This window comes from Spirillospora sp. NPDC052269 (genome assembly GCF_040679435.1).
Classification (GTDB): domain Bacteria; phylum Actinomycetota; class Actinomycetes; order Streptosporangiales; family Streptosporangiaceae; genus Spirillospora.
The window spans coordinates 704,439-731,046 of record NZ_JBFAUU010000001.1; the positions used below are offsets into that span (position 1 = coordinate 704,439).

At 72.0% G+C, this 26,608-nt stretch carries 26 protein-coding genes and 3 tRNA genes; 17 read left to right on the top strand and 12 right to left on the bottom strand.

The features are described from left to right. Window positions 1–118 precede the first annotated feature (118 nt). A complete protein-coding gene (serA, locus tag AB0L06_RS03285; RefSeq protein ID WP_500229258.1) occupies window positions 119–1,708 on the top strand; it encodes a phosphoglycerate dehydrogenase in 1,590 nt (529 codons plus the stop codon). 390 nt (window positions 1,709–2,098) lie between these two features. Here serA and AB0L06_RS03290 read toward each other — a convergent pair whose 3' ends face one another. The 4 genes from AB0L06_RS03290 to AB0L06_RS03305 are packed head-to-tail and all read right to left on the bottom strand — an operon-like array spanning window position 2,099 to window position 6,078. Continuing rightward, on the bottom strand, window positions 2,099–3,022 hold the full coding sequence (locus tag AB0L06_RS03290) for an ROK family protein (RefSeq protein ID WP_500229259.1): 924 nt from the start codon (window positions 3,020–3,022) through the stop codon (window positions 2,099–2,101). Continuing rightward, window positions 3,019–4,203, bottom strand: coding sequence for a sugar ABC transporter permease (locus tag AB0L06_RS03295; protein WP_500229260.1), 1,185 nt, complete (start codon window positions 4,201–4,203; stop codon window positions 3,019–3,021). The genes AB0L06_RS03290 and AB0L06_RS03295 overlap by 4 nt, the downstream gene beginning before the upstream one ends. Window positions 4,204–4,222: 19 nt before the next feature. Further along, complete coding sequence (locus AB0L06_RS03300; protein WP_500229261.1) at window positions 4,223–4,960, bottom strand: ATP-binding cassette domain-containing protein; 738 nt, start codon at window positions 4,958–4,960, stop codon at window positions 4,223–4,225. Further along, entirely contained in the window at window positions 4,957–6,078 is a 1,122-nt protein-coding gene (locus tag AB0L06_RS03305; protein WP_500229262.1) for a sugar ABC transporter substrate-binding protein, read from the bottom strand. Before AB0L06_RS03305 ends, AB0L06_RS03300 begins: the two co-directional genes overlap by 4 nt. Window positions 6,079–6,262: 184 nt before the next feature. Between AB0L06_RS03305 and AB0L06_RS03310 the strand changes: the two genes are divergently transcribed. Both AB0L06_RS03310 and AB0L06_RS03315 read left to right on the top strand, forming a co-directional pair. Beyond that, complete coding sequence (locus AB0L06_RS03310; protein ID WP_500229263.1) at window positions 6,263–7,426, top strand: ROK family transcriptional regulator; 1,164 nt, start codon at window positions 6,263–6,265, stop codon at window positions 7,424–7,426. Continuing rightward, window positions 7,426–8,103, top strand: a complete 678-nt coding sequence (locus AB0L06_RS03315) for a (2Fe-2S)-binding protein (RefSeq protein ID WP_500229264.1) — start codon at window positions 7,426–7,428, stop codon at window positions 8,101–8,103. Before AB0L06_RS03310 ends, AB0L06_RS03315 begins: the two co-directional genes overlap by 1 nt. On the opposite strand, the gene AB0L06_RS03320 is transcribed toward AB0L06_RS03315, so the two are convergent. Next, a complete protein-coding gene (locus tag AB0L06_RS03320) occupies window positions 8,100–8,498 on the bottom strand; it encodes a MerR family transcriptional regulator (protein ID WP_500229265.1) in 399 nt (132 codons plus the stop codon). The two genes, AB0L06_RS03315 and AB0L06_RS03320, sit on opposite strands and share 4 nt — an antisense overlap. Before the next feature lie 48 nt (window positions 8,499–8,546). Here AB0L06_RS03320 and AB0L06_RS03325 point away from each other — a divergent pair, with 48 nt between their 5' ends. The 12 genes from AB0L06_RS03325 (at window position 8,547) to AB0L06_RS03380 (ending at window position 18,510) form a co-directional block, all read left to right on the top strand. Continuing rightward, window positions 8,547–9,344 (top strand): MBL fold metallo-hydrolase, encoded by a 798-nt coding sequence (locus AB0L06_RS03325; protein WP_500229266.1) that lies wholly within the window; start codon window positions 8,547–8,549, stop codon window positions 9,342–9,344. 122 nt (window positions 9,345–9,466) lie between these two features. Further along, on the top strand, window positions 9,467–10,522 hold the full coding sequence (locus AB0L06_RS03330) for a 3-isopropylmalate dehydrogenase (protein ID WP_500229267.1): 1,056 nt from the start codon (window positions 9,467–9,469) through the stop codon (window positions 10,520–10,522). 190 nt (window positions 10,523–10,712) lie between these two features. Next, window positions 10,713–11,813: a branched-chain amino acid aminotransferase gene (locus tag AB0L06_RS03335; RefSeq protein WP_500229268.1), complete on the top strand. Its 1,101-nt coding sequence runs from the start codon at window positions 10,713–10,715 to the stop codon at window positions 11,811–11,813. A gap of 292 nt (window positions 11,814–12,105) precedes the next feature. Beyond that, window positions 12,106–13,686: a citramalate synthase gene (cimA, locus tag AB0L06_RS03340; RefSeq protein ID WP_500229269.1), complete on the top strand. Its 1,581-nt coding sequence runs from the start codon at window positions 12,106–12,108 to the stop codon at window positions 13,684–13,686. Window positions 13,687–13,734: 48 nt separating this feature from the next. Then, entirely contained in the window at window positions 13,735–14,019 is a 285-nt protein-coding gene (locus AB0L06_RS03345) for a GNAT family N-acetyltransferase (RefSeq protein ID WP_500229270.1), read from the top strand. 165 nt (window positions 14,020–14,184) lie between these two features. Then, window positions 14,185–14,544 carry a hypothetical protein gene (locus tag AB0L06_RS03350; RefSeq protein WP_500229271.1) on the top strand — a complete coding sequence of 120 codons (360 nt, stop codon included), beginning with the start codon at window positions 14,185–14,187 and terminating at the stop codon, window positions 14,542–14,544. A 109-nt stretch (window positions 14,545–14,653) separates the two neighbouring features. After that, on the top strand, window positions 14,654–16,375 hold the full coding sequence (locus AB0L06_RS03355) for a cellulose binding domain-containing protein (protein ID WP_500229272.1): 1,722 nt from the start codon (window positions 14,654–14,656) through the stop codon (window positions 16,373–16,375). 27 nt (window positions 16,376–16,402) lie between these two features. Continuing rightward, window positions 16,403–17,167, top strand: coding sequence for a fumarylacetoacetate hydrolase family protein (locus AB0L06_RS03360; protein ID WP_500229273.1), 765 nt, complete (start codon window positions 16,403–16,405; stop codon window positions 17,165–17,167). Window positions 17,168–17,260: 93 nt separating this feature from the next. Next, the gene (locus tag AB0L06_RS03365; RefSeq protein WP_500229274.1) at window positions 17,261–17,899 is read left to right on the top strand and encodes a DUF2461 domain-containing protein; all 639 of its coding nucleotides are present in this window, start codon (window positions 17,261–17,263) and stop codon (window positions 17,897–17,899) included. 197 nt (window positions 17,900–18,096) lie between these two features. Next, window positions 18,097–18,168 (top strand) — tRNA-Gln (locus AB0L06_RS03370). 40 nt (window positions 18,169–18,208) lie between these two features. Further along, window positions 18,209–18,281 (top strand) — tRNA-Glu (locus tag AB0L06_RS03375). Between the two features lie 156 nt (window positions 18,282–18,437). Beyond that, window positions 18,438–18,510: transfer RNA gene (locus AB0L06_RS03380), tRNA-Glu, on the top strand. 153 nt (window positions 18,511–18,663) lie between these two features. Here AB0L06_RS03380 and AB0L06_RS03385 read toward each other — a convergent pair. Next, entirely contained in the window at window positions 18,664–20,022 is a 1,359-nt protein-coding gene (locus tag AB0L06_RS03385) for a hypothetical protein (RefSeq protein WP_500229275.1), read from the bottom strand. A 194-nt stretch (window positions 20,023–20,216) separates the two neighbouring features. Between AB0L06_RS03385 and AB0L06_RS03390 the strand changes: the two genes are divergently transcribed. Next, a complete protein-coding gene (locus AB0L06_RS03390) occupies window positions 20,217–20,729 on the top strand; it encodes a hypothetical protein (protein ID WP_500229276.1) in 513 nt (170 codons plus the stop codon). A gap of 174 nt (window positions 20,730–20,903) precedes the next feature. Here the strand turns inward: AB0L06_RS03390 and AB0L06_RS03395 are convergent, their stop codons facing one another. From AB0L06_RS03395 to AB0L06_RS03420, 6 genes are all read right to left on the bottom strand, one after another. Continuing rightward, window positions 20,904–21,308 (bottom strand): hypothetical protein, encoded by a 405-nt coding sequence (locus AB0L06_RS03395; RefSeq protein ID WP_500229277.1) that lies wholly within the window; start codon window positions 21,306–21,308, stop codon window positions 20,904–20,906. Between the two features lie 239 nt (window positions 21,309–21,547). After that, window positions 21,548–21,940, bottom strand: coding sequence for an NUDIX hydrolase (locus AB0L06_RS03400; RefSeq protein WP_500229278.1), 393 nt, complete (start codon window positions 21,938–21,940; stop codon window positions 21,548–21,550). 71 nt (window positions 21,941–22,011) lie between these two features. Then, window positions 22,012–22,761 carry an amino acid ABC transporter ATP-binding protein gene (locus AB0L06_RS03405; RefSeq protein WP_500229279.1) on the bottom strand — a complete coding sequence of 250 codons (750 nt, stop codon included), beginning with the start codon at window positions 22,759–22,761 and terminating at the stop codon, window positions 22,012–22,014. Further along, the gene (locus tag AB0L06_RS03410) at window positions 22,761–23,621 is read right to left on the bottom strand and encodes an amino acid ABC transporter permease (protein ID WP_500229280.1); all 861 of its coding nucleotides are present in this window, start codon (window positions 23,619–23,621) and stop codon (window positions 22,761–22,763) included. Before AB0L06_RS03410 ends, AB0L06_RS03405 begins: the two co-directional genes overlap by 1 nt. Window positions 23,622–23,691: 70 nt before the next feature. Further along, window positions 23,692–24,567 (bottom strand): ABC transporter substrate-binding protein, encoded by an 876-nt coding sequence (locus AB0L06_RS03415; protein ID WP_500229281.1) that lies wholly within the window; start codon window positions 24,565–24,567, stop codon window positions 23,692–23,694. A 95-nt stretch (window positions 24,568–24,662) separates the two neighbouring features. Next, the gene (locus tag AB0L06_RS03420; RefSeq protein ID WP_500229282.1) at window positions 24,663–25,478 is read right to left on the bottom strand and encodes an SAM hydrolase/SAM-dependent halogenase family protein; all 816 of its coding nucleotides are present in this window, start codon (window positions 25,476–25,478) and stop codon (window positions 24,663–24,665) included. A gap of 121 nt (window positions 25,479–25,599) precedes the next feature. Here AB0L06_RS03420 and AB0L06_RS03425 point away from each other — a divergent pair, with 121 nt between their 5' ends. Next, on the top strand, window positions 25,600–26,517 hold the full coding sequence (locus tag AB0L06_RS03425) for a LysR family transcriptional regulator (RefSeq protein WP_500229283.1): 918 nt from the start codon (window positions 25,600–25,602) through the stop codon (window positions 26,515–26,517). Window positions 26,518–26,608: the final 91 nt, after the last annotated feature.

Consider the following 26,608-nt stretch of genomic DNA (forward strand, 5'->3'; position numbering starts at 1 on the left):
CGCGTTCCGGTTTCCGGGGTCCCTATAGACTCAAGGAGCAGGCGAGGGCACGACGGGGTGAGCTCGCGACGTAACGCGCACAGCCGTGCAGACAATCCACCATCTGAAGGACTGTTCCTTGAGCAAGCCTGTCGTCCTTGTCGCAGAAGAACTCTCCCCGGCCGGCCTCGCGGTCCTCGGCAACGACTTCGAGGTCCGCCAGGTGGACGGCGCCGACCGCGCCGCCCTCCTCCCGGCCGTCGTCGACGTGGACGCCCTGATCGTCCGCTCCGCCACCAAGGTCAACGCCGAGGTCTTCGAGCACGCCACCAAGCTCCGCGTGGTCGCCCGCGCCGGCGTCGGCCTCGACAACGTCGACGTCGAGGCCGCCACCAAGGCCGGCGTCATGGTCGTGAACGCCCCGACCTCCAACATCGTGACCGCCGCCGAGCACGCGATCGCGCTGCTGCTCGCCATCGCCCGCAACGTTCCGCAGGGGCACTCGGCGCTGAAGCTCGGCGAGTGGAAGCGGTCCAAGTACACCGGCGTCGAGCTGCAGGGCAAGACCGTCGGCGTGCTCGGCCTCGGCCGCATCGGCGTCCTGGTCGCCCAGCGCCTCGCCGCGTTCGACATGAACGTGATCGCGTTCGACCCGTACGTGCAGGCCGCCCGCGCGGCCCAGCTCGGCGTCAAGCTCGTCACGCTGGACGAGCTGCTCGCCGAGTCCGACTTCATCACCGTCCACCTGCCGAAGACGCCCGAGACGCTCGGCCTGGTCGGCGACCGCGAGCTGCGCATGGTCAAGCCGTCGGTGCGGATCGTGAACGCGGCCCGCGGCGGCATCGTGGACGAGGCGGCGCTCGACCTGGCGCTCAAGGAGGGCCGGGTCGCGGGCGCGGGCCTGGACGTGTTCTCCACCGAGCCCTGCACCGACAGCCCGCTGTTCGTGCACGACAACGTGGTGGTCACCCCGCACCTCGGCGCCAGTACGCACGAGGCGCAGGAGAAGGCGGGCACGCAGGTCGCCCGCTCGGTGAAGCTGGCGCTGTCCGGCGAGTTCGTGCCGGACGCGGTGAACGTCCAGGGCGGCGCGGTCGCCGAGGACGTCAAGCCGGGCCTGCCGCTGGCCGAGAAGCTGGGCCGGATCTTCACCGCGCTCGCGGGCGGCGTCCCGGTGCGGCTGGACGTGGTGGTCCGCGGCGAGATCACCGGGCACGACGTGAAGGTGCTCGAGCTGGCCGCGCTCAAGGGCGTGTTCGCCGACGTGGTCACCGAGTCGGTCACCTTCGTCAACGCGCCGCTGCTGGCCCGCGACCGGGGCGTCGAGGTGTCGCTCACCACGTCCGAGGACAGCCCGGACTGGCGCAACGTCGTCCAGGTGCGCGGCACGATGGCCGACGGCGCGGTGATCTCGGTGTCCGGCACGATGACCGGCCCGAAGCACCACGAGCGGATCATCGAGATCAACGGCTACGACATGGAGCTCCTGCCGACCAAGCACATGGCGTTCTTCTCCTACAGCGACCGTCCGGGCATCGTCGGCGTGGTCGGCAAGCTGCTCGGCGACGCGGGCGTCAACATCGCCGGGATGCAGGTCGGCCGGGACGTCAAGGGCGGCCGCGCGCTGATCGCGCTCACGGTGGACGAGGCGATCCCGGCGCAGCTGGCGGACGCCATCGCCGCCGAGGTCGGCGCCGACATGGGCCGCCGGGCGGACCTCGACTCCTGACCCGCCGGATCCTGGGACGGGCGAGTGGCTTCTGCCACTCGCCCGTTCTATTTGCGCAGTTCACCCCATATGTCGTCTCAGAGTGTGGGACGAACTGCCACTGGTCAAGACAAGTCGCCGATCCGGGGGTAACGTCGCAAGGGACGAAAGCGGCACTCCGTGGACATCCTCCGCTGCCGCGAGCGGGTTCCGAACGGACCCGGGGCCGTGCGAACCACGCACCCCGAGCCCTCCCCGCGACGCCCACACCACCAGCGACATCCGGAGTTCCGCCATGCAGTCCCAGATCTTCGCCGCACTGACCGACGACGACGCCGAAGAGGCCAAGCGCGCCCTGCAGACGGCGCTGGACCGCCGCGGCCTCTGATCCTCTGCGGCCTCTGACCCCGGCTACAGCGAGTCCAGCGCGAGGGCGAGGGCCCCGCGCAGGGCGGCGTCCGCGCCGAAGTGGGCGGGTTCCAGCGCCGGAGGGAACGGCACGGCCCGCGCCAGCAGGCTCTCCAGCCGGGAGACCAGGGCCGGTTCGGCGGCCATGCCGCCGCCTCCGAGCACGACCCGTTCGGGATCCAGGGTGATCGCGAGGTTGGCGACCGCCATGCCCAGGTCCCCCAGCGCCCGGTCGCGCAGGACGCGCAGCTCGGCCGGGACGGACGGCCCGAACAGCTCGGGCGCGGTGACCTCCCGCCCGGTGAGGGCGGACGCGCGCCGCGCCAGCCCGCCGCCCGACACGTGCTCCTCGAGGGGCGCGCGTCCCGCGCCGTGCCCTGGTTCGCCGGGGGAGCGCAGCAGGTAGCCGATCTCGCCCGCCGCGCCGTTCGCGCCGCGGACGACGCGTCCGCCCGCGACGACGCCCGCGCCGAGGCCGGTGCCGAGGTTCACGTACAGGCCGGTGTCGGTCCCGGCGAGGCCGCCCCAGCGCAGCTCGGCGGCCGTCGCCGCGTTGACGTCGTTGTCCAGCCGGACGACCGGCGCCGCGGTCCCGTCGCGCGTGACCGGCGGCGCCAGCCCGTCGCGCAGCAGCCGGGGGAGGGGCAGCTCCTCCCAGCCCGGCACGTTCGGCGCGAGCAGCACCCGGTCGCCCCGGACGACGCCGAAGGTGGCGACGCCGGCCGCGACCAGGGGGCCCTCGTTCAGCGCGGTCTCGTCGCCCAGGCGCCGCGCCGCGTCCAGCGCCCGGGCCAGGACGGCCTCCGCGCCGTCCTCCGCCCGGGTCGCCAGCCGGACGGTGCGCAGGACGGTCCCGTCCGGCGCGGCCGTCGCCATCGCGATCTTGGTGCCGCCGAAGTCGATCCCGAGGACGAACCCGGCGCTCACCGCCGGCCGCCGCGCGCGGCCGAGTCGATCGCGACGGCGAGCGCCAGGACCCCGGCCGTCACCATGAAGCGGACCGAGGAGTCCACGTTGAGCAGCAGCATCCCGTTCGCCACGGACTGGATGACGAGGATCCCGAGCAGCGCGGCGTAGGCCCGGCCGCGTCCGCCGAACAGGCTCGTCCCGCCGATGACGGCCGCGGCGATCGCGTTCAGCAGGATGTCGCTGCCGCCGGAGCTCTGGTTCACCGCCGACAGGCGGCTCGCCGCCAGGATCCCGCCCGCTCCGGCCAGCACCGACGCCCCGACGAACACCAGCAGCCGGACGCGCGCCACCGGGATCCCGGCCCGCCGCGCCGCCTCGGCGTTCCCGCCGACGGCGTAGACCCAGCGTCCGGGCAGGGTGAGGCGCAGCGCCAGGTCCAGCAGGACGACCAGCCCGCCGAAGATCACCAGGGTCAGCGGGACGCCCCGGTCGCCGGACATGACCGCGACGGCCGCCGCGAGCACCGCCACCAGCCCGCCGGTGCGCAGCGCCAGGGGGATCGGCCCGGACACCGGCAGTTCCGTTCGCGCCCGCGCACGCCGGACGAGCAGCACCGTGGCCAGGTAGGCCGCGCCCGCCGCGATCACGATCGTCCAGCTCAGCCAGGTGGGCAGCCACGTGTCGCTGAGCGTGGAGATCGGGCCGTCGAACGGCAGGTTGATCGTCCCGTCGCGGCCGAGCAGGTACAGCATGAGGCCCTGCCAGCCGATCAGCCCGGCGAGCGTGACCACGAACGACGGCATCCGCAGGACGGTGAACATCAGCCCGTGCGCGAGCCCGACCAGCGCCGCCGCGCCGAGCGCGAGCAGCACCGCGAGCCCGGACGGCACGTGCTCGTGGACGTTCAGGACCGTCATCACCACGGCGGTCAGCCCGCTCACCGACCCGACCGACAGGTCGATCTCGCCGAGCAGCAGGACCAGGACGATCCCGAGCGCGATGGTCCCGGTGGCGGCCATCTGCAGGGCGAGGTTGGTGAGGTTCTCGCTGGACAGGAAGTGGCCGTTCAGCGAGCCGAACACGACGGCGATGAGCGCGAGCCCGGCGATGACGGGCAGCGCGCCCGGATCGCCTCCGGACGGGCGCGGCAGCCGCAGCCTCCGGTCGCCGAGTCCGGGCAGGTCGAGTGACGGGTTCATCCTTCGTCCTCCGTCCGGGTCATGCGGCGGCCTCGGCTCCGGTGATGGCGGCGACGATGGTCTCGGTGGCGGTGTCCCCGGTGCGGAACACGCCCGCGTCGCGGCCCAGGCGCAGGACGTGTACGCGGTCGCTCACGGCCCGGACGTCCGCCAGGTTGTGCGAGATGACCAGGACGGCCAGCCCGCGGTCGCGGAGGCGGCGGATCAGGGCCAGGACCTGCGCGGTCTGCTCGACGCCGAGCGCGGCGGTCGGCTCGTCCAGCAGGACGGCCCGGGGCTCGCCGAGCAGCGCGCGGGCGATCGCGACCGACTGGCGCTGGCCGCCGGACAGGGACGCGACCGGGGTGCGCAGGTCGGGGATCCGGACGTCCAGGGACGCCAGCAGGTCGCGCGCGGTGCGTTCCATCCGGAGCGACCGCAGCAGCGACCAGCGGTGCGGCTCCGCGCCGAGGAACAGGTTCGCGACGACGTCGAGGTTCTCGCAGAGCCCGAGGTCCTGGTGGACGGTCGCGATCCCGAGCGCGCGGGCGTCGTGCGGCCGGACGATCCGGACCGGCTCGCCGCCGAGCAGGATCCGTCCGGCGTCCGGCGCCACGACCCCGGACAGGACCTTCACCAGCGTGGACTTGCCCGCGCCGTTGTCGCCGACGAGCGCGGTCACCTCCCCGGCGCGCAGGTCGAGCGTCACGTCGTGCAGGGCCCGGACGGCCCCGAACGTGCGGCCCACGCCCTGGGCCGAGAGAACGGGGGCGGTCACTGAAGGCCCGCGTTCTTGCAGGCCGCGACGGCGTCCCCGGTGCAGAGCTGGGAGACGGTGTAGAAGCCGTCCTTGAGGATCGTGTCCTTGATCTTGTCGCGGGTGACGGCGGTCGGGGAGAGCAGGAAGGCCGGGACCCTGCCCGAGCCGTTGTCGACGGTCGTCGGCGCGGCGGGCTTCTCGCCGCGCGCGAGGGCGACGGCCAGCTCGGCCGACTTGTACGCCTGCGCCTTGATGTTGAGGTAGACGGTCATGTACTGGTCGCCGGTGAGGATCCGCTGGACGGCCGTGAGCTCGGCGTCCTGCCCGGTGATCGGCAGGAGCGGGCGGTATCCGGCGCGCCGCATCGCGGTGATCGCGCCGCCCGCCATCCCGTCGTTGGCCGACAGCACGCCGACGATCGAGTCGCGGCCGAGCGCGGTGACGGACTGCTCCATCTCCTGCTGCGCCTTGTCGGGGCTCCAGTCGGGGGTGTCGTACTCGCGGCCGATCGGGACCTTGCCGTCCAGGACGCTGTGCGCGCCCTTCTTGTAGTCGGCCGAGCTGGGGTCGGTGGGCGCGCCGTTCAGCATGACGACGCGTCCCTTGCCGAGGGTGTGCCGGGCGTTCAGCGCGTCGAGCAGGGCCTGGCCCTGCATCTGGCCGACGCGGACGTTGTCGAACGAGACGAAGTAGGCGTAGTTCACGCCGGTGATGAGCCGGTCGTAGGCGATGACCGGGACATGACGCCGTCCGGCCTCGTTGACCTGCGGCGCGACGGCCTTGGCGTCCACGGCGTCGAGGGCGAGCACCTTCGCGCCCCGGGTCAGCGCGGACTCGACCTGGCTCTGCTGCTTGGCGGGGTCCTGGTCGGCGTTGGAGTAGAGGACGGTGCAGCGGGGGCAGAGCTGCTTCACGCGCTGCTCGAACAGCGGGCGGTCGAACGCCTCGTAGCGGGTGGTCTTGGATTCGGGGAGCAGGAGCGCGATGGTCGCCGAGTCGTGGGAGGACGTGCCCTTGCTTCCGCCTCCGCAGGCGGTGAGGGCGACGAGGAGGGTGACCGCCATCGCGGCGGTCCGCGGGGTTCGCGGCCGGATCGTGGTGTGCGGGGCACGGATGTGCAGGACACGGGTGTGCATGGCACGCACCGCCTTCTGGAGGCTCGCCGTTGAGTTGAAAGTAAGAGAGGCTTCCTAACAAAACAAGGGCATGCGACGATCCGGTTCGGGACATGTGTTCCCGTGGACGCGGCGTTTGGGGGGGATCGGGGTGACGGGGGCGATCGGCAGGCCGGTGGCCAGCACCACCAGTGTGCTGAGGGTGATGAACGAGCGGGCGGTGTACGAGCGGATCCGGGAGCTCGGCCCGGTGTCCCGCCCGGAGGTGGCGCGCGAGACCGGGCTGTCGAAACCGACGGTGTCGCTCGCGCTGGCCGACCTGGAACGCGCCGGGCTCGTCCGGACCGTCGGGCACCGCACGGGCAACGCCGGACGCGCCGCGATGCTGTACGAGATCCACCCCGACGCCGGACGCGCGGTCGGCATCGACGTCGGCCGCGAGTGGGTCCGCGCCGCGCTCTGCGGCCTGGACGGGAAAGTGCTGGTCAGAAGGGATTTCCGGTCCCGTGCGAGCGGCCCCGCCGACCTGACCCGGCAGCTGGTCTCCCTCGTGGACGAGCTCGCCGCCGAGGCCGGATGCGCGCCCGCCGACCTGACCCACATCGTGATCGGCACCCCCGGCGTCCACGACACCGAGGCGCACCGGCTGCGCCTCGCCCCGAACCTGCCCGGCTGGGACACCCCGGGCATCACCCGTGACCTGGTCGAACGCCTGCCCGCGCCCGTCCTCATCGAGAACGACATCGCGCTCGCCGCGCTCGGCGAGCAGGCGCACGGCCTCGGACGCGGCGTCCCCGACTTCGTGTTCCTCTCCGTCGGGACGGGCCTCGGCATGGGCATCGTCCTGAACGGCGAGCTGTTCCGGGGCGCGCGCGGCGCCGCGGGCGAGATCGCGTTCCTGCCGCTCGTCGAGACCGACCCGCTCACCCGCGCGCCCGAGGCCCGGCGACACGGCATGCTGGAAAGCGTGCTCTCAGCCGCAGGACTGGTCGCCACGGCCCGCCGCCTCGGCATGGACGGCCAGCTGACCACGGCCGGGGTCTACGACGCGGCCCGCGCGGGGGATCCGCTCGCGACCGAGGCCGTCCACTACGAGGCGGGCAACGTCTGCCGTGCCCTGGCCAGCGTGATCGCGGTGCTCGACCCGCGCCTGGTGGTGATCGGCGGCGGCCTCGTCCGGCACGGTCAGGACGTCCTGCTGGACGCCGTCCGCGAACGCCTCGCCGACATGACGCCGCTCGATCCGCCCCCCGTCGAGCCGTCCGCGCTGGGGGCGGACGCGACGGTCCTCGGCGCACTCGCGATCGGCGTCACCACGGCGATGGACATCGTCTTCCACCGCGACGTCGCGGAACCGGCGGTCGGCTGATGGACGAGGTGAAAGAGGCGCTCCGGCGCGCCGCGACCCTCGGCCCGTACTTCGCCGTCTCGATTGACCCGGACGAAGCGGTCGACCCGACCTGGCGTCCGTTCCCCGAAACCGACCCCGAGCACCTGAACGGTCTCATCGGCCAGTACGCCCAGCGCCTCGGCACGGCCGACCGTCGCGTCGCCGCGAGCATCCTGTTCCAGGGGATCGCGTCCCGCCTCTGGTCACCGGTCGTCGTGTCGGCCGCGCTCGGCGTCGTCCCCGACCTGGCGTCCCTGCATTGGCGCTGGGCCCCGGGCGCGCCCATGGCCCTGTGGCTGGCCACCCCGACGGGCCGACCCGCGACCCCGACCGACGCGTTCGAGACCGTCGTGGACGGTCAGCTCCGCCCCCTGCGCGACACGATGCTGAAGGTCGTCAAGCTCGCGGACGGCCTGATCTGGGGAAACGCCGCGTCCGCCCTGGCCGGGACCCTCTACGCGGCCCGCATGGCCCCCGATCTGGCTCCCGCCTTGATCCCGTTCGTCCAGGACGTCCTCTCACGCCCGCCCCTGGACGCCGCAGGCGAGTTCACCCCACGCGGCTACGTGCGCCGAAGCTGCTGCCTCTACTACAAGGTCCCACCCGGGGGCGGACTGTGCGGAGACTGCGCCCTCCTTGACCGCCGGAACGGCTAGACCCCGGCCGGGACACGGCCGATGGCACGCCTGAAGTCCGGGCATTCCACCACCGGGTCGTGTTCGCACACCGCCGCGTGCCGGAGGCTGTCGCGCAGGCGTGTGAGCTGGGCGATCTGCTCGTCAAGGGACTCGGCCTTCGCCGTCATGCGCTCACGCATGCCGTCCCCCGGACGGGCCTTGAGGAAGCTCAGGACCTCGGCGACCGTGAACCCGGCGCTCCGCGCGCACGTGATCATCCCGAGCCGTTCCAGCACGTCAGGATGGTACGCACGCCGATGCCCGTTCCGACCGGCGGGCTCGATCAGGCCCTTGCTCTCGTAGAACCGCAGCGCGGACGGCGCGTGGCCGGAGAGCCGCGCGACCTCCCCGATGTCCAGCAGGGTCTGTTCCACCGGCCGTCTCCTTGACTTGAAGTGCGCTTCAAGTTGCAGCATAGCCGCATGAGGATTCACCACCTGAACTGCGCCTCCATGGTCACCATCGAGGCGACCTACGAAGGTCCCGAGCCCGTGTCCGCCGTGGCCCACTGCCTGCTCGTCGAGACCGACGCGGACGGCCTGGTCCTGGTCGAGGCCGGTCTCGGGCTCGGCAACGTCCGCGACCCCCACGGCACCCTCGACGCCGAGTGGATCGCGATGGCCGGACCCGTGCTGGACGAGTCGGAGACCGCCGTCCGCCAGATCGAGGCCCTCGGGTACGACCCGTCCGACGTGCGGAACATCGTCCTGACCCACCTGGACGTCGACCACTGCGGAGGCCTCCCCGACTTCCCGGACGCCGCCGTCCACGTCCTGGGCGCCGAGCGGGACGCCGCGGTCGCCGCGGGCGCCGCCTCCCGCTACCGTCCCGCGCACTGGGCGCACGGCCCCAAGTGGGTCAGCTACGACGGCGCGTCCGACGACCAGTGGTTCGGCTTCACCGCGATCCCCCTGGACGGCCTGCCGTCCGAGATCAAGCTCATCCCGCTCGGCGGGCACAGCGCGGGCCACGCGGGAGTCGCCGTCCAGGACACCGACCGCTGGCTCCTCCACTGCGGCGACGCGTACTACTACCACCGCGAAATGCAGGACGTGAAGGAACCGCACCCGCTCATGGACATGGTCCAGACCAGGTCGCAGATCCACCCCGACCTGCGGATCGGCACCCAGGCGCGTCTGCGCGAACTGGTCCGCGACCACGGCGACGAGGTCGAGGTGTTCTCCGCGCACGACCCGTGGGAACTGGCCCGCCTCGTCTGATCGATGATCCTGCCGCACTCGCCGAAGGTGGGGCCGCCGAACCCGGCGGCCCCACCCCTCATCAACATCTCACTCCTTGAGACGGCGGACCATGGAGTGAGACAATGCGGTACAGTCTGCGCATGGCTTCCCGCAGCATCCGACTCGCGGCCATTCCCGGTGACGGGATCGGCCCCGAGGTCGTCGCCGAGGGGCTGAAGGTTCTCGAAGCCGTCGCCCCCGCCCACGACCTGAGTTTCGAGCAGACCGAGTACGACCTCGGCGCCGCGCGCTACCACCGCACCGGTGAGGTCCTACCGGACTCGGTGCTCACGGAGCTGCGCGACCAGGACGTCATCCTGCTCGGCGCGATCGGCGACCCGTCCGTGCCGTCCGGGCTCCTGGAGCGGGGCCTGCTGCTCCGCACCCGGTTCGAGTTCGACCACTACGCGAACCTCCGCCCGGTCAAGCTCCTGCCCGGCGCGTCCTCCCCGCTCGCGGGCGTCGGACCGGACGACATCGACATGGTGGTCGTCCGCGAGGGCACCGAGAGCCTCTACGCGGGCACCGGCGGCGTCATCCGCAAGGGCACCCCGCACGAGATCGCCACGCAGGAGAGCGTCAACACCGCCTTCGGCGTCGAGCGGGTCGTCCGGTACGCCTTCCAGCAGGCCGCGGCCCGTCCGCGCAAGAAGCTGACCCTCGTCCACAAGGACAACGTCCTCGCCTACGCGGGCGACCTCTACCAGCGCACGCTCAAGCGCGTCGGCGAGGAGTTCCCGCAGGTCGAGACCGACTACTGCCACGTGGACGCGGCGACGATGTACTTCGTCAACCAGCCCCAGCGGTTCGACGTGATCGTCACCGACAACCTCTTCGGCGACATCATCACCGACATCGGCGCGGCCGTCGCGGGCGGCATCGGGCTCGCCGCGTCCGGCAACGTCAACCCGGACGGCACCGCCCCGTCCATGTTCGAACCCGTCCACGGCAGCGCCCCGGACATCGCCGGACAGGGCAAGGCGGACCCGACAGCCACTATCCTGTCGATCGTGATGCTTCTGGACCACCTCGGAGAGACCGCGGCCGCGCGCCGGGTCGAGTCCGCCGTGGCCGAGGACCTCATCGAACGCGCGGGATCGGGCGTCCGCTCCACCGCGCAGATCGGTGACGCCATCGCCAAGCGAGTAGCCGGGTAGGCGCGCTCGCCGACCAGCCATGACCGGGCGCGCCGCAGACGGCGCGCCCGGTTTCTCGTCGTGCCCGCCCTCTGCGGCAAAGTCGGTCCGGTCAGGTCGTTAACCAGGTCCGGACGAAGTACGACAATAGGCACTAGGGAAGGTCGGACGGCAACGGAGCCGCCTGGCGATCCGGGAGAGGACATCCACGATGAGCACGCTCGACTTCGAGATCACCCGTAACGAGAGCCCCGTCTCGGCGGAGGACCGCGCGGGGATCCTGGCCGATCCCGGATGGGGCCAGCACTTCACGGATCACATGATCACGATCCGTTACCACAAGGACAAGGGCTGGCACGACGCCAAGCTCGAGCCCTACGGCCCGATCATGCTCGACCCGGCCGCCCAGGTCCTGCACTACGCGCAGGAGCTGTTCGAGGGCCTCAAGGCGTACCGCCAGGCGGACGGCTCGATCGTCACCTTCCGCCCCTTTGCCAACGCGGCCCGGATGAACGCCTCCGCCAAGCGCATGGCCATGCCGGAGATCCCCGAGGAGCTGTTCGTCAAGGCGATCGAGACGCTGGTCTCCGCCGACCGCGACTGGGTCCCGACGACCGAGGGCCACAGCCTCTACCTGCGGCCGTTCATGTTCGCCACGACCAAGCTGCTCGGTGTCAACCAGCCGGCGAACGAGTACCTCTTCATGATCATCGCTTCGCCGTCCGGCAACTACTACTCGCGAGGCATCAAGCCGGTCAGCGTGTGGCTGTCCCAGGACTACACCCGCGCCGCCCCCGGCGGCACGGGCGCGGCCAAGACCGGCGGGAACTACGCCGCGTCCTTCGCCGGGCAGGCGGAGGCCGTCGCGAAGGGCTGCGACCAGGTCGTCTGGCTCGACGCGGTGGAGCACCGCTGGGTCGAGGAGGTCGGCTCGATGAACCTGATGTTCGTCTACGGCAACGGCCCCCAGCCGCGCATCCTCACCCCCGCGCTCACCGGCACGCTCCTGCCCGGCATCACCCGCGACTCGATGCTCAAGCTCGCCCCCGACCTCGGCATCCAGGTCGAGGAGGGCAAGATCAACATCGACGAGTGGCAGCACGGCTGCGAGTCCGGCGAGCTGACCGAGGTGTTCGGCTGCGGCACCGCCGCGATCATCAGCCCGGTCGGCGCCGTCAAGGGCGCCGACCGCGAGTGGACGATCGGCGACGGCGAGCCGGGCGAGATCTCCATGCGGCTGCGCGAGGAACTGATCGGCATCCAGTTCGGCCGCCGCCCCGACACCTACGGCTGGATCCACAAGATCGCCTGACCTCCTCCGCGAGCGCTCCGACCCGTTCCGTGAGACGGCCCCGCCCGGCGGTATTCGCCGCCGGGCGGGGCCTTCTCATGTCCCTGACCAGGGATCGTCTCGAAATATGAGACACGAGTTTGTGATTATGAGACGCCTGTGGCATGCTCAGGGCATCATGCGCAACAGCCTCGTGATTATCGGCTGGCGCGTCGGCATCTGACGGAACACCGCCGGCGCGCAGACCTCTCACGTCCGTGAGGGGTCTTTCTGTTTTCCGGCGCGGTCCCGTCGTCCCTCGAAGGGTTCACACATGCAGGGCGACGCATTTCACGTGTACGACACCACGCTGCGTGACGGCTCGCAGCAGGAGGGCCTCAACCTCTCCGTGGACGACAAGCTCGCCGTCGCGCGTCACCTCGACGCGCTCGGCGTGAGCTTCATCGAGGGCGGCTGGCCCGGGGCCAACCCCAAGGACACCGAGTTCTTCCGCCGCGCTCGAACAGAGCTGGGGCTGAGGAACGCGCAGCTCACCGCGTTCGGCGCGACCCGCCGGGCCGGTGCGAAGGCCGCCGACGACCCTCAGGTGGCCGCCCTGCGCGACTCGGGGGCGCCCGTCGTGACGCTCGTGGCCAAGAGCCACGACCGCCATGTCGAGCTGGCCCTCCGCACGACCCTGGAGGAGAACCTCGCGATGATCCGCGACACGGTCTCCCACCTGCGTGCGGAGGGCCGACGCGTCTTCCTGGACGCCGAGCACTTCTTCGACGGCTACCTCGCCAACCGCGCGTACGCGCTGGAGGTCGTCCGGACGGCCGCCGAGGCCGGGGCCGACGTCGTCGCGCTCTGCGACACCAACGGCGGCATGCTGCCGGACGAGCTCGCCGAGGTCGTCCACGACGTCGTGTCCGTGGGCGCGCGCGTCGGCATCCACTGCCACGACGACTCGGGCTGCGCGGTCGCGAACTCGCTGGCCGCCGTCCGCGCGGGAGCCACGCACGTCCAGGGCTGCGCCAACGGCTACGGCGAGCGCAGCGGCAACGCCAACCTGTTCACGCTCGTTGGGAACCTGCAGCTCAAGCGCGGAATGAGGCTCGTCTCGGACGAGCAGCTCGCGCTGATGACCCGCACCGCGCACGCCGTCTCCGAGGTCACCAACGTCGCGCCCGGCTCGCAGCAGCCCTACGTCGGCCTGTCGGCCTTCGCGCACAAGGCCGGCCTGCACGCGTCCGCGATCAAGGTGGACCCGAACCTCTACCAGCACATCGACCCCGCGGTCGTCGGCAACGACATGCGGATGCTCGTCTCCAGCATGGCCGGACGCGCGTCCGTCGAGCTGAAGGGCCGCGAGCTCGGCTACGACCTGTCCGGCGAGCGCGCCGCCGCCGTCGTCACCCGCGTCAAGGACCTGGAGTCCACCGGCCACACCTTCGAGGCCGCCGACGCGTCCTTCGAGCTGCTGCTGCGCGAGGAGCTCACCGGCGTCCGCCCCCGGCACTTCGACGTCGAGTCGTGGCGGACGATCGTGGAGCGCCGCCCGGACGGCTCGATGGTCTCCGAGGCCACTGTGAAGCTGCACGCCAAGGGCGAGCGGATCATCGCCACCGGTGAGGGCAACGGCCCCGTCAACGCCCTCGACAACGCGCTCCGCCTCGCGCTCGGACGCCTCTACCCCGAGCTCGCCCGCATGGAGCTGACCGACTACAAGGTCCGGATCCTGGAAGGCGCGCACGGCACCGACGCCCGCACGCGCGTGCTCATCGAGTCCAGCGACGGCGAGCGCGAGTGGGGCACGGTCGGCGTCGAGGACAACGTCATCGCCGCGTCCTGGCAGGCCCTGGAGGAGGCCGTCACCTACTGCCTCCTGCACGCCGGCCACGAGCCCGTCAACTGATCGCGTCCCGGACGGGAATCTTCGCCCCCGTCCGGGCATTGATCGGGCATGACCAAACTCGTCAAGGACGACCGCGAACAGAGCCGCTACGAGATCACCGTCGACGGGACCCTCGCCGGGTTCTCCGAGTACGTGCTGCGCGCGAACGGCCGGATGGTCGTCTTCACGCACACCGAGATCTTCCCCGAGTTCGAGGGGCAGGGCGTCGGGGGCGCGCTCGCCCGCGGCGCCCTGGACGACGTCCGCGCCGGTGAGCGGACGGTCGTCCCGCTGTGCCCCTTCATCAAGGGCTGGATCGAGAAGCACCCCGACTATCAGGACCTCGTCGTCTGACCAGTCGATTTAGCCCACGGTAGCCACACGAACACCAGAAAAGCCGGTGAACATGGTCAAACAGGTGGCGTACGCGGCGCCGGACGGCCACCATGAGTCACCCGAGATCGCGCGCCGCGAGACACGCGGCGCGCGCACCCGTCCTCAGAACCGCCCGGAGAACCCATGTCCGTCCGAACCTGGAGTCCCGAGTCCGTACGGACCGCCGAGGACGAGACGTTCGCGGGCGTCGCCTTCGGCCTGGGCGAGACCTTCGAGCATGACGGCGACCTCGAGCAGGCCGCGTCCTGGTACCGCCGCGCCGCCGAGGCCGGCAGCCCCCGCGCGGCCCTGCGCCTCGGCGACGTCCTGGGCCGGCTCGCCGACGAGCGCCGCGCGGGCGACTCCGCCGAGGACCTGCTCGCCGAGGCCACCCGCTGGCTCAGCGGGGCCCCGGACACCACCACCCTGGACGCGATCGGCCTGATCACCGACATGCTCAACCGGCACCAGCGCCTCGCCGCCCGCCGCGGCTCGGAGGAATAGCCGGGGGACCGCGCCCGGTCGTGTCCGGAATGATCGCGAAACACCGTGAACCGGATCGCCTCGCAAATCGTCGCATCCCAGTGAGACCACACGCTGGAGAGGTGACCAGGTGAGCGGCGATTCCCCGGGGTACGTCCCCCCGGACCACACGAGCACCGCGGAGTTCGCGATCCCGAAGCGGCGTTCCGCCGCCGCCGGCCCGCCTCCCGACGACACGCTGATCGACACCCCGCCGGCAGGCGATCCGCTCCCCGCGGACGACCTTCCGCCCGTGGACAAGGACCTGCCGACGGACGATGTCCCGCCCGCGGACGCCTTTCCGCCCGCGGACGACCTCCTGTCCGCGAGAGCCGACCTGCCGGTGGACGACGTCCCGCCGGACGCCTACGACGCGTCCCCCGAGGAGACGATCACCGACGTCCCGGCGCCCGCCGCGACCCTCACCGACGTCCCCGAGGTCGCCGCCGTCCTACGGTCCTCCGAACCGGTCGACGATCCCGAACCCGAGCCCGCGCCCACGCGCATGCCCGCGCCGGTCACGATCACCGACATCCCGATCCCCAGGCGCGACGACCGGGACTCGACGCCCTTCGGAGCGCCAACGCCCATCGAGACCGCACCGTCGGTACCCGCTGAAGCGCCCGCGCCCGACGTCACGCCCCACGAGGACAACTGGACGGCCTTCTTCGGAGCCGAGGCCGAAGGACGCGCGGAGGGGTCCGCGGCCGCACCCCAGACGCACGAGCCGTCCGCGCCGACGAGCGCGCCCCCAGCCGGAATCCCGCCCGAGCAGCCGACCCCGCCTGTGGGAAACCCCTCAGACGAAGCCGTCGTCGCGCTGGGCGCGGAAGGCATCCCACCGGCTCCGGCCACGCCAGCCCCGCCGTACGCGCTCAGCAGGCCCGCGGCGGCACCACCGTCACCCTCCTCCACCGGACCGCACACCGGCGACCTGAGCGTCGCCGGAGGCACTCCGCCGACCGGCTCCAAGGCGGCCTTCGGCATCCCGCCCACCGCCCCCGCAGGCGGCACAGCCCCCAGCGGAGGCCAGGGCCCCGTCGGAGGTCCGGGAGGCCGGGGAGGCTCGGGAATCGGGGGCGCCACGGCTCCCACCGGCATGCCCACGCCTGGCATGCCGACGCCCGGTATGCCGACGCCTGGCATGCCGACTCCCGGCCCGGCCCGCCAGAAGCGAAGCCCCTGGGTGCTGGTGGCGCTCGCCGTGGGAGTGCTGTTCGTCCTGGGAGGCGTCGCGGCGGCCATGCTGCTGGGCGGATCGTCAGGTGGGAAGAGGTCGGCGTCCGCTCCGGAGTCCTCGGCCACCGCATCCATAGAGCCGACGTCGTCGCCGAGCGCCCCGTCCTCTGGTGAGCCTTCTCACGAGCCGTCCGGGAGCGCCCCGCCGTCGACGCAGCCCTCCGGGGAGCCCTCGGAGGGGCCCGCCGGGACGCCGGGCGCGGTGCCTCCCCCGGCCGGAGGCACGCCGCCCGCCGGGGGAGGCCGGCCGTCCGCACCGCCCGGTCCGGTCAAGCAGGGGAACGGCATCACCTACCAGATCGTCCAGCAGAGCCAGGGGTACTTCGAGGGCCAGTTCGTCGTGACCAACCCCGGAACCGCCCCGCTGACCGGCTGGAAGATCACCTTCGACACCCCGCGCGCCGACGTCCACACGATCTGGGGCGCCGAGCTCGTCCACGGCGGGACGCACGTGGAGATCGACGGCACGGTCGCCATCCCGCCCGGCGGCAGCTGGACGGTCCGCTTCGGGGCGACCGGGCTGCCCGCGGCCCCGCAGGGCTGCCAGCTCGCCGGACGGGCGTGCGGATTCTGAGTCCGCGCGGCGATTAGGCTGCTGAACATGCGTATCGCGAGGTTCTCCACCGGTGAAGGCATGTCCTTCGGGGTGGTCGAAGAGAACACCATCGCCGCCATCGCGGCACACCCGTTCGGGGACCTGACCTTCACCGGGCAGCGTTTCCCGCTGGCCGACGTGCGGCTGCTCGCGCCGATCCTGCCCAGCAAGGTCATCGCGATCGGCAAGAACTACGCCGAGCACGCCCGCGAGATGGGCGGCGAGCCGCCCGCCGAGCCGGTGATCTTCAGCAAGCCGTCCACGACCGTGATCGGCTCCGGCGAGGCCGTCGCCTACCCGGAGAAGCTGTCCCAGCGCGTCGACTACGAGGGCGAGCTCGCCATCGTGATCGGGCGCCTGTGCCGGGAGGTCCCGGCCTCCCGCGCGCAGGACGTCATCCTCGGCTACACCTGCGCGAACGACGTCACCGCCCGCGACCTGCAGAAGCAGGACGGGCAGTGGACCCGCGCCAAGGGCTTCGACACCTTCTGCCCGCTCGGCCCGTGGATCGAGACCGAGGTCGACCCGTCCGACCTGGCGATCACCACGCGGCTGAACGGCGAGGTCAAGCAGGACGCCCGCACCTCCCAGCTCAGCCACGACATCCCGGCGCTGGTGGAGTACGTGACCCAGGTCATGACGCTGCTCCCCGGCGACGTGATCCTCACCGGCACCCCCGCGGGCGTCGGCCCGATGGAGATCGGCGACGAGGTGACCGTCGAGATCGAGGGCATCGGCACGCTCGCCAACCGCGTCGTCGCGCGCGACTGACCGCGCACGGCGGCCCGCCGGCGCCTGACCGCAGTACGGCGTCCCCGGGCACGTCCCGGGGACGCCGTACGCGTTTCCCCACCTGGAGGACCAATGAGCTTCGACGGGTTCGACGAGGAGGCGTTCGCCTTCTACGAGGGGCTCCTCGCCGCCAACGACCGGGAGTACTGGACGGCGAACAAGGAGCGCTACGAGCGGTACGTCCGCGACCCCATGTTCGCCCTCCTGGACGAGCTGGAGCCCGAGTTCGGCCCGGCCAAGCTGTTCCGGCCGTACCGGGACGTCCGCTTCAGCAAGGACAAGACGCCCTACAAGGACCACCAGGGCGCGATCGCCTTCGACAACCCCCTCTACGTCCAGATAGACGCGGACGGCATGCAGGTCGCGGGCGGCATGTACTCGATGCAGGGCGAGCGCCTGAAGCGCTTCCGCGCGGCCGTCCACGCGCCCGCGTCCGGCAAGGCGCTCGAAGCCCTGCTGGACGATCTGGAGAAGGCGGGCATGGAGATCGCCGGCGAGACGCTGAAGACGCGTCCGCGCGGCTTCGACGCCGACCATCCCCGGATCGGCCTGCTGCGCCACACGCGGCTCTACGCGCACCAGGGCTGGCCCGCCGACCCGTGGATGGGAACCCACGAGGTCGTGGACCGCGTCCGCGACGCCTGGCGCCTGCTGAGCCCTCTCGGGGAGTGGGCCGCGGAGCACATCGGCCCGCCCGACTTCGGCCGCTGATGCGGGTGCCGCCCCGGCCCGCCGCCCCTCCCTGGACGGGGGAACGCCTAGGGGGTTCCGGGCGGCGCAGGGGCGCGCGGAAGACCTTGGTCGGGCGGCTCCGCTATTCGTTTTGGCACTACCCGCAGACTCCTGTATTCTTTTCGAGGCGCGAGCGAAACGGAAGCCCGGAAGGGCCAAAGGGAAGCTCACGGCACTGGGGTATGGTGTAATCGGCAGCACGACTGATTCTGGTTCAGTTAGTCTAGGTTCGAGTCCTGGTACCCCAGCTGATCCCGATCTCGCGGAAGCGGAGATCGGGTCGCGCAAGCCCCCGTCGTCTAGTGGCCTAGGACGCCGCCCTCTCAAGGCGGTAACGGCGGTTCGAATCCGCTCGGGGGTACGCACTCAGCAGGTGAAAGCCCTGATCGCCGCATACGCGGTCGGGGCTTCGATCTTGTCAGGGGACGGTCCGGGAAATCCGGTCAGAGATCCCGGCGAGGTCCGCTAAGCTGAGCGAGGCCGAGCGAGAGATCGCGAAGCCGAACGCAAGATCCAGGCCCCCGTCGTCTAGTGGCCTAGGACGCCGCCCTCTCAAGGCGGTAACGGCGGTTCGAATCCGCTCGGGGGTACGCGCGAACAACGAGGCTCCGGTCATCACGACCGGGGCCTCGTTCGTTATTCCGCCGATCTTCGATGGCGCATTTCACACCGCCGCCCACCGGGGTTTCCGTGCCGCGCTCGGCGGCCGGACGTCGAACCCCGGTGGGGGAGCACCCGACCGGTCAGAGCCAGCCGGTGCGCTCGGTCGAGGCGTGGTCGCGGAGGGCGGCGAGCGACTCGTCCACCGTCAGCAGCGGGACGCCGCGCGAGCCGGACGGGGCGGTGAGCGTCCCGTCGGCGTCGACCGAGCAGGTGCGGCCGTGCGTCCAGACCCCGAACATGACGCCCACCGGACGGTGCGCCGGGCCGCGCCGCACCAGCGGCAGGACGACGTCGTCGTCGTGCCCGGGCGTGGCGATCCAGTAGATGGTCGGCATGCCGACCCCGCGGGTGGGGCTGAGGTCGGGGTTGGCATGCTCGGCGTCGCTGACGAGCATCTCCAGCTCCAGGTGCTCGATCGCGTCCTCGAGCAGCTCGCACACGCGCAGCTCGGGCTCGAGGGCCGAACGCAGCGGCTCGTCGAACGCGTCGCCGTAGAGCCGGTCGAGTTCGGTGCGCGACAGGACGACGCGGGCGCGCGGTCCGTCCCGGGTGACGAGCTCGGTGATGACGGCACGGACGAAGCCGTCCACGCCGTCCCCGACGAGCCCGACACCGGACGGCCAGGCCAGCTCGGCCGCGACCTGGACCGCCGTGACGCGTGACGTCATGGGGGCGGGGGCCAGCGGCGCCGGACGATCCGCGGCGGGTGCGGGCAGGGCGAGCGGTGGCGCGTCGGGATACCCGTCCTCGGTGTTGTGTGGAGCGTGCCTCCGGGGCAGGCTCAGCGGACGCAGATGCCGCAGGCGCAGCGGACTCTGGATCGCCGACGCCAGGGCGGGCAGGGACCGCCGGTGCATCAGGACGACGCCGCACATCACCAGGCCCGCCAGCAGGATCGACAGCATGCCGAGCGACTGCGTCCCCTCGCCCTCGGGCGCCGCGCGCACGATGGCGGACGGCCTGGGCGTCACCGGACGCGCGCTCTGCTCGGGCGTCCCGTGTGAAGGCGTGGTCTTCGGCCGGGCGATGTCGAGAGGCAAGGGGCCGGGCCCGTGGTCGCCCCGGTCGACGTGCTTCGGCTCGGAGTGCCGCCGCGGACGCGGGGCCGGCCGCGCGGGCGGCCTCGGACGCGGGATGACGACGTGGTGCCGGACCTCGGGACGGCGCATGCCGCGCGGCGGCGTCAGCCGACGCAGGGAGTCGCCCAACTCGGTGCCGAACCTGTCGGGGCGTCCGTCCAGGAGATCCTGGCTGAGGTTGTGGCACAGCACCGACTGGTTGAAAAGGGCGGCGGCCGTGCCGGTCAGGCCGGCGCAGCCGGTGCGCGCGGGCACGCGCGCGGCCGTGGACGCGCGCGCCGGCGTGGACGCTAACAGCGTGGGCATGGGCGACAGCGCCAGCACCGTGCCGGCGGTCAGCGCCGCGACGGATTTCCTCACAGGCGGGTACCTCCCCCGGGACGGACCTGCTCGGAGGACGATGAAAGCAGGCCGGGCGGCGGGGCGTCCCGCAAGTCGCCCGGCGGGTCGCGATCTGTGATCCTCTTGATACTCATCGTCACCTGAGATGTGTCCTTGCTGACGGATAGCGTACGGGTCAACTAAAGTCGTTGCCTGAGCGAAGGGGATGGTGCATGGACAACCCGGACAACGAAGCCGACGGCGAGGCGAAGCCGCCGACCCCGGGCGCGATGCTCGCCGACAAGGTCGAGTGGCTGATCCAGAACATGTGGCCGGCGGAGGCGCCCGCGCCGCGCAACAACGTCGAGACCGCCGGCGCGATCGCGCACGCGACCGGCGAGGACATCTCGTCCACGACCGTGTGGAAGCTGCGCACCGGCCGCCAGGACAACCCGCAGCTGCGGACCCTCACCGCGTTGGCGACGTTCTTCGGCGTCCCGATCGGCTACTTCGGCTTCGCGTCCGAGGCGGGCCCGATCGACGACGACCTGACGTTCAAGGCGCTGCGCCGCGAGGTGGAGGAGGGCGTGGTCCGCACCGAGGTGCTGCGCGCCCTGGTCGACCTGTCGCCGCAGTCCCGCTGGCTCGTGGACGAGATGATCCTCGCGGCCGCGAAGGCCGACGCCGAGCGCGCGGCGGCGACCCGCCGCAACAGCGCGCCCGTCGAGGCCGGAGAACCCGCCTGAACGCGAACCGGCGGCCGTCCACGTGCTGGATGGCCGCCGGTCCCGGTCGCGGGAGCGGCCATGCGGAGTCGTTCGTGCAGGGGTGTGCATGCGGTGCCCTGTGCGGGTCGTGTGTGCGGGGTCGGCCGTGCCGGGTCGGCCGCGCGGGGTGCGCTGCGGGCCGGGTTCGCGGGGTCAGTTCAGGACCACGTGCACGCGGGCGATGTGGCGGGCGGCCTTGAGGCAGGCGATGCGGTCGGCCGGGTCGAGCGTGTGCGCCGTGGCGGCGACCAGGGCCGAGGTGAGCTGCAGGCAGAAGCGGCGCAGGGCGTCCACGGTTGCGCCGCTGCCCGTGCCCTGCCGCGGGCGGTCGGCGCCGGGCGTCCGGACGGTCGGCGCGGCGGACAGCGCCCACCAGGCCTGGCTGGCCTCGCTGAGGGCGGTGCTGAGGCCGGGGCGGACGGGGCCGCGGGACGGGTCGGCGAGCGCGGTCGTGGTGCGCTCGACCAGCTCGAGGCCCTGGATGGCGGCGGTGAGCAGGCCCGGCAGGGTGGTGGCGGAGCTGAGGCGTCCGGCGGCGTAGGCGATCTGGTCGTGCAAGGGAAACCCCCGTTGGCCGAATCTGACGTCAGCATGTTCTGTAACTTTAAGTTGCTGACGGGTTTAGTGTGGGGCGCGAAGGGGATCCGGTCAATCAATGTTGCCGCGTGTCGCAGCCGATGCTCAAAGTCGGCAACCGATGATCAAAGTCGCCGACGAGCGAGGAAGCCGCTGATCAGAGCGGTTGTGGTCAGGAGCGGCCGACGGTCGGAACGGCTGGTGATCAGAGCGGCCGGTGATCAGAGCAGTCCGTGCTCGGCGGCCAGGTCGAAGGCGGCGGCGGACGCCGGGGCCAGCAGGGACCGGTCCTCGGGACCGACGAAGCGGAACTCGTCCACCTCGCCGGTCGCGGTGATCTCGCCGAAGTGGCCCGAGGTGAAGCACGCCATCCGGACGTGCGAGAAGCGCGGCTGGTCGTGCGCGGCGGCCCGCACGACCCCGAGCTCCTGGAAGGACGCCTCGTCCAGCTCCAGCCCGAGCTCCTCGCGGACCTCGCGGGCCACGGCCGTCCAGTCGTCCTCGCCGGGCTCCCGCTTGCCGCCGGGCAGGTAGAGCAGGTCACGGCCGCGGGAGCGGACGGCCAGCAGCCGTCCGTCCGCGACGTGGACCCAGGCGACGACGTCGAGATCCATGTCTCGATCCTTCCAGTTCGTGCGTGCCGTCGGCCCGGTCAGGCGGGGCGGGGCGGGGCGGAGGCCGCCGGTCAGAGGCGGCCGGACGCCAGGACGCGGCGCAGGAACTCGCGGGTGCGCGGCTCCTGCGGATCGCTGAAGATCTGCTCGGCCGGGCCGCGCTCCAGCAGGACGCCGTCGCTGAGGAAGCAGACGGTGTCGGCGATGTCCCGGGCGAAACCCATCTCGTGGGTCGCCAGGATCATCGTCATGCCCTGGTCCTTGAGCTCCCGGATGATCCCCATGACCTCGGTGACCAGCTCGGGGTCGAGCGCGGAGGTCACCTCGTCCAGGAGCAGCAGGCTCGGGTCGCAGGCCATCGCGCGGATGATCGCGACCCGCTGCTGCTGCCCGCCGGACAGCCGGTCGGGGTACTCGCCCGCCTTGTCGGCCAGGCCGAACCGGTCGAGCAGCTCGCGCGCCCGTTCCTGCGCGTCACGCCTGCTCCGCTTGTGCACGCGGACGGGCGCGAGGGTGATGTTGTCCAGCACCGACATGTGCGGGAACAGGTTGTACGACTGGAAGACCATGCCGATCTTCTTGCGCACCTCGTCCGGGTCGGCGCCGGGCGCGGTGATCTCGTCCCCGCCGAGGATGATCGCGCCGTCGTCGACGTCCTCCAGCAGGTTCACGCAGCGCAGCAGCGTGGACTTGCCGGAGCCGGACGCGCCGATCAGGCAGACGACCTCGTGCGCGTCCACGTTCAGGTCGACGCCGCGCAGCACCGGGTGCGCGTGGTAGGTCTTCCAGAGGCCCTCGATCTCCAGCAGCGGACGGCTCATCACTTGCCTCCGGGGGCGCGGCGGCGCTCGGCGCGGACCGCGAGGTGGTCGGTGAACCGGGCCATCGGCACCGTCAGTGCGATGAACAGCACGGCGGCGGCGAGGTAGGGCGTGTAGTTGAAGGTGTCGGCCGAGTGGATCTGCGCCTGCCGCAGCGCCTCCAGCGGGCCGAGCACCGCGACCAGCGCGGTGTCCTTCTGCAGCGAGGCGAAGTCGTTCAGCAGCGGCGGGACGACCCGGCGGACGGCCTGGGGCAGCACCACGAACCGCAGCGACTGCGCCTGGGACAGTCCGAGCGAGCGGGCGGCGGCGCGCTGGCTCGGGTGGATCGAGTCGATGCCGGCGCGGAACACCTCCGCGACGTACGAGCCGTACGACAGGACGAGTGCCAGCCCGCCCAGCACGGCCGGGTCGTTCGGCAGGCCCTGCAGCTTCAGCGCCGGCAGCCCGAACCCGACCAGGTACACCAGCAGGATCGTCGGGATGCCGCGGAACACGTCGGTGTAGGCGACGGCGAGCATCCGCACCGGGAAGAACAGCGGGCTGCGCAGGCCGCGTGCCAGCGCCACGAGCAGCCCGAGGACCAGGATGATCGGCTCGGCGATCAGGAAGATCTTGACGTTCAGCCAGAAGCCGCTGAGGACGTCCGGGAACGCCTCGGAGAACTGCCCCCAGTTGAAGAACGTCTCGTGGACGCTGGGCCAGCCCGGCGAGGACAGCACGGCGACGGCCACGACCGCGACGCACAGGATCGTGGAGGCCGCGGCGATCGAGCCGTTGCGGACGCTCGTGCGGCGCTGGGCGCCTTCGCGGGCGAGCTGCCGCTCGCTCTTCACCCAGGTGTCGGCGGGTGCGGTCACCGGGCCGCCTTCCTGTGGCCGGGGGCCGCCGCCATGCGGGCGGCGGCCGTCGTCTCGGGGGTCACCGGGGTCACTTCAGGACGGGCGCGCCCGCCGCGGCGGTCAGCCACTGCTGCTGGAGCTTGGCCAGGTCGCCGGAGGACTTCAGCTGCCCGATCGCCTGGTTGAGGCAGCCGACGAGCGAGTTGCCCTGCTGGAGCAGCAGGCCGAAGTGCTCGTTGTTGCCGGCGCTCTGCGGCAGCTGGCCGACGATCTTGGAGCCCTCCACCTGGGCGCCGGTGACGTAGAACGCGGTCGGCAGGTCCACGACGAGCGCGTCCACCTGCTTGTTCTTCAGCGCGTTCACCGCGTCGATCTGGGTGTTGAACACCTTGGGCTGGGCGCCCGGCTTGATCTGGTCGCGGACCGCCGTCAGCGCGGTGGTGCCGACCTGGACGGCGATCTTGGCGTCCTTCAGCTCGGAGACCTGGGTGATCCCGGCGAACTTGCCGTCCTTGAGGGTCACGACGCCCTGCTGGACGTCGTAGTAGCCGTCGGAGAAGGTGACGGCCTTCTCACGGGCCGGGGTGACCGAGACCTGGTTGACGTCGAAGTCGAAGTTCTTCGGGCCGGGCGCGTAGGACGCGTCGAACGACTCGGTGACCCACTTGACCTCGTTCTTGGCGAAGCCGAGCTTGTCCGCGACGGCGTAGGCGACGGCGCTCTCGTAGCCCTGCCCGTTGGTCGGGTCGTCCTTCTTGAACCAGGGCTCGAAGGCGGGCTTGTCGGTCGCGATCGTGAGCTGCCCGGGCTTGGTCAGCTTCAGCTTGTCCTTGGTGCAGGACGCGGCGGAGGCAGGGGTCTTGTCGGCGGAGGTGCTGTCCTCCTTCTGCGGCGCGCAGGCCGTCGCGGCGACGGTGAGCGCGGCCAGTCCCGCGAGGGCGGTCAGCAAGGGACGACGGGCCAAGGCGTGCCTCCAGCGTTGCGGCGAATCTGTTGCGGCGGGCTTGTGCGTGCGGCGGGAGCCGGTGCGGGCGCGGGCGTGACGCCCCGCCCGGAGGATCAGGAGGCTGCTCGCGTGAGGGTCAGGGACATGCCGTCGGCGAGGCCGAAGCGGTCGGCGGCGGAGCCCTGGTTGACGGCGAGTCCGAGCCGTCCGGACGAGTCGACCCAGACCAGCGGGTCGCCCACGGTGACCTTGCCGAACGTCTCCTCGAAGGGGACCTCGGCGGCGCCGCCGTCCCAGGAGAGCGCGAGGCCCGTGCCGAACGGCAGCTCACCGAACGCGGCGGCCAGCTCGGCGGGCTCGGCGCCGAGGACGAGGCTGCCGAACTGGTCGGTGTACAGGACGGACGCGGTGAGCGAGCCGTCCGAGACGACCGGGGCGGGCAGATCGAGGGGGAGCAGGACGTCCGCGGCGGGACCGAGGTCCGCGATCGGGACGCCCGCGAGCAGGTGGCCCGCGGCGGGGGCGAAGATGTCGCGCCCGTGGAAGGTCGTGGAGATCGACTGCTGCCGGTAGGCGGGATCCTCCAGGTAGTGGGCCGCGGTGACGCCGCCGAGCGCCTCGGCCGCGGGGACCAGCAGGCCGTTGTCGGGGCCGACGAGGACGTCGCCGCGTCCGGTCGCGACGGCGACGGGACGGCGCGGGGTGCCGACGCCCGGGTCGATGATCCCGACGTGCACGCCGACGGGCAGGTAGGGCAGCGCCTGCCGCAGCAGCATCGCGCCCTCGATGATCCGGTAGGGCGTGACCTCGTCGCTGAGCACGAGCACGTTGGCCTCGGGGGCGATCGCGTACATGACGCCGGCACAGGTGCCGCTGTAGGCGGCGCCGAAGTCGGTGGTGAGGCTGGCGAACGGTCGGGACTCGGACACGGGCGTACCTAACACGAGCTGCGATTATCACGGAAAGTGACGCTTGGAGGGTACCAAGACGCCCGGATTCTCACACATTCGTGGGGAGAAACCGAAGGGGCACCCCCGTATGCTGCGACCGATGCGCCCCGAAGCCCTGGACCCCGTGCTGCTGCGGACGTTCGCGTCCGTGGCCGAACTGGGCTCGTTCACGGCCGCGGCGGGCGCGCTCGGGTACACCCAGTCGGCGGTGTCGCGGCAGGTCAGGGGGCTGGAGGAGGCCTGCGGCGTCGAGCTGTTCGCCCGCGGTGCGCGGGGCGTCCGGCCGACCCCGGCGGGGGAGTACCTGCTGCCGCACGCCCGCGCCCTGCTGGAGCGGTACGCCGACACCGCCCGCGCCCTGGAGAGCCTGCGCCAGGTGGACGCGGGGACGCTGCGGCTCGGCGCGTTCTCGACGGCGAACGCCGTGCTCGTCCCGCGGGCCCTGACCCGGTTCGGGGAGCGGCATCCGGGTGTGGAGATCAGGTTGCGCGAGGGCCTGACCGAGCGGCTGCTGCCCGCGCTGGACGCCGGGGAGCTGGACCTCGCCGTGGTCAGCACGCACAAGCACAAGATCGCGTCGGCGGACCTGGTCGTCCTGGGCGGTGATCCGCTCCTGGTCGCGCTGCCGCGCGGGCACCGGCTGGCGCGGCGGCGGGCCGTCCCGCTGGCCGAGCTGGCGGACGAGTCCTGGATCATCGCGGACGACGCGGCCGCCGTCGCCGCCCTGCACGCCCGCTGCGCCCCGGCGGGGTTCGTCCCGGAGACGCCGCTGCGGGTGGGGGAGTGGACGTCGAAGCTCGGCCTGGTCGCGGCGGGTTTCGGGGTGACGTTCGTGCCCGCGCTCGCGGTCGGGGGCGTCCGCGACGACGTGGCGTTGAAGCCACTGTCCGTCGCGGACGCCCAGGCCCAGCCCCAGCGGACGGTGTACGCGGCGGTCGCCCGGCACGCCCGCCGCGCCCCCGCGGTCACCGCGTTCCTGGACGATCTTCGCGCCGTGTCCGCCGGGCTGCTGTCCTAGGCCGTGTCCGATGGATCATGTGTTGATCCAGAGCAGGGCGGTGACCAGGACAATCGCTGCCCGGTAGTTGCGGGCGAGTTTGTCGTAGCGG

Coding starts and splice junctions, on each gene's coding strand:
- AB0L06_RS03295 (WP_500229260.1), bottom strand. CDS start 4,203: ATGAACCCGTCACTCGACCTGCCCGGACTCGGCGACCGGAGGCTGCGG.
- AB0L06_RS03305 (WP_500229262.1), bottom strand. CDS start 6,078: ATGCACACCCGTGTCCTGCACATCCGTGCCCCGCACACCACGATCCGG.
- AB0L06_RS03310 (WP_500229263.1), top strand. CDS start 6,263: ATGAACGAGCGGGCGGTGTACGAGCGGATCCGGGAGCTCGGCCCGGTG.
- AB0L06_RS03315 (WP_500229264.1), top strand. CDS start 7,426: ATGGACGAGGTGAAAGAGGCGCTCCGGCGCGCCGCGACCCTCGGCCCG.
- AB0L06_RS03325 (WP_500229266.1), top strand. CDS start 8,547: ATGAGGATTCACCACCTGAACTGCGCCTCCATGGTCACCATCGAGGCG.
- AB0L06_RS03330 (WP_500229267.1), top strand. CDS start 9,467: ATGGCTTCCCGCAGCATCCGACTCGCGGCCATTCCCGGTGACGGGATC.
- AB0L06_RS03335 (WP_500229268.1), top strand. CDS start 10,713: ATGAGCACGCTCGACTTCGAGATCACCCGTAACGAGAGCCCCGTCTCG.
- cimA (WP_500229269.1), top strand. CDS start 12,106: ATGCAGGGCGACGCATTTCACGTGTACGACACCACGCTGCGTGACGGC.
- AB0L06_RS03345 (WP_500229270.1), top strand. CDS start 13,735: ATGACCAAACTCGTCAAGGACGACCGCGAACAGAGCCGCTACGAGATC.
- AB0L06_RS03350 (WP_500229271.1), top strand. CDS start 14,185: ATGTCCGTCCGAACCTGGAGTCCCGAGTCCGTACGGACCGCCGAGGAC.
- AB0L06_RS03360 (WP_500229273.1), top strand. CDS start 16,403: ATGCGTATCGCGAGGTTCTCCACCGGTGAAGGCATGTCCTTCGGGGTG.
- AB0L06_RS03365 (WP_500229274.1), top strand. CDS start 17,261: ATGAGCTTCGACGGGTTCGACGAGGAGGCGTTCGCCTTCTACGAGGGG.
- AB0L06_RS03390 (WP_500229276.1), top strand. CDS start 20,217: ATGGACAACCCGGACAACGAAGCCGACGGCGAGGCGAAGCCGCCGACC.
- AB0L06_RS03400 (WP_500229278.1), bottom strand. CDS start 21,940: ATGGATCTCGACGTCGTCGCCTGGGTCCACGTCGCGGACGGACGGCTG.
- AB0L06_RS03405 (WP_500229279.1), bottom strand. CDS start 22,761: ATGAGCCGTCCGCTGCTGGAGATCGAGGGCCTCTGGAAGACCTACCAC.
- AB0L06_RS03425 (WP_500229283.1), top strand. CDS start 25,600: ATGCGCCCCGAAGCCCTGGACCCCGTGCTGCTGCGGACGTTCGCGTCC.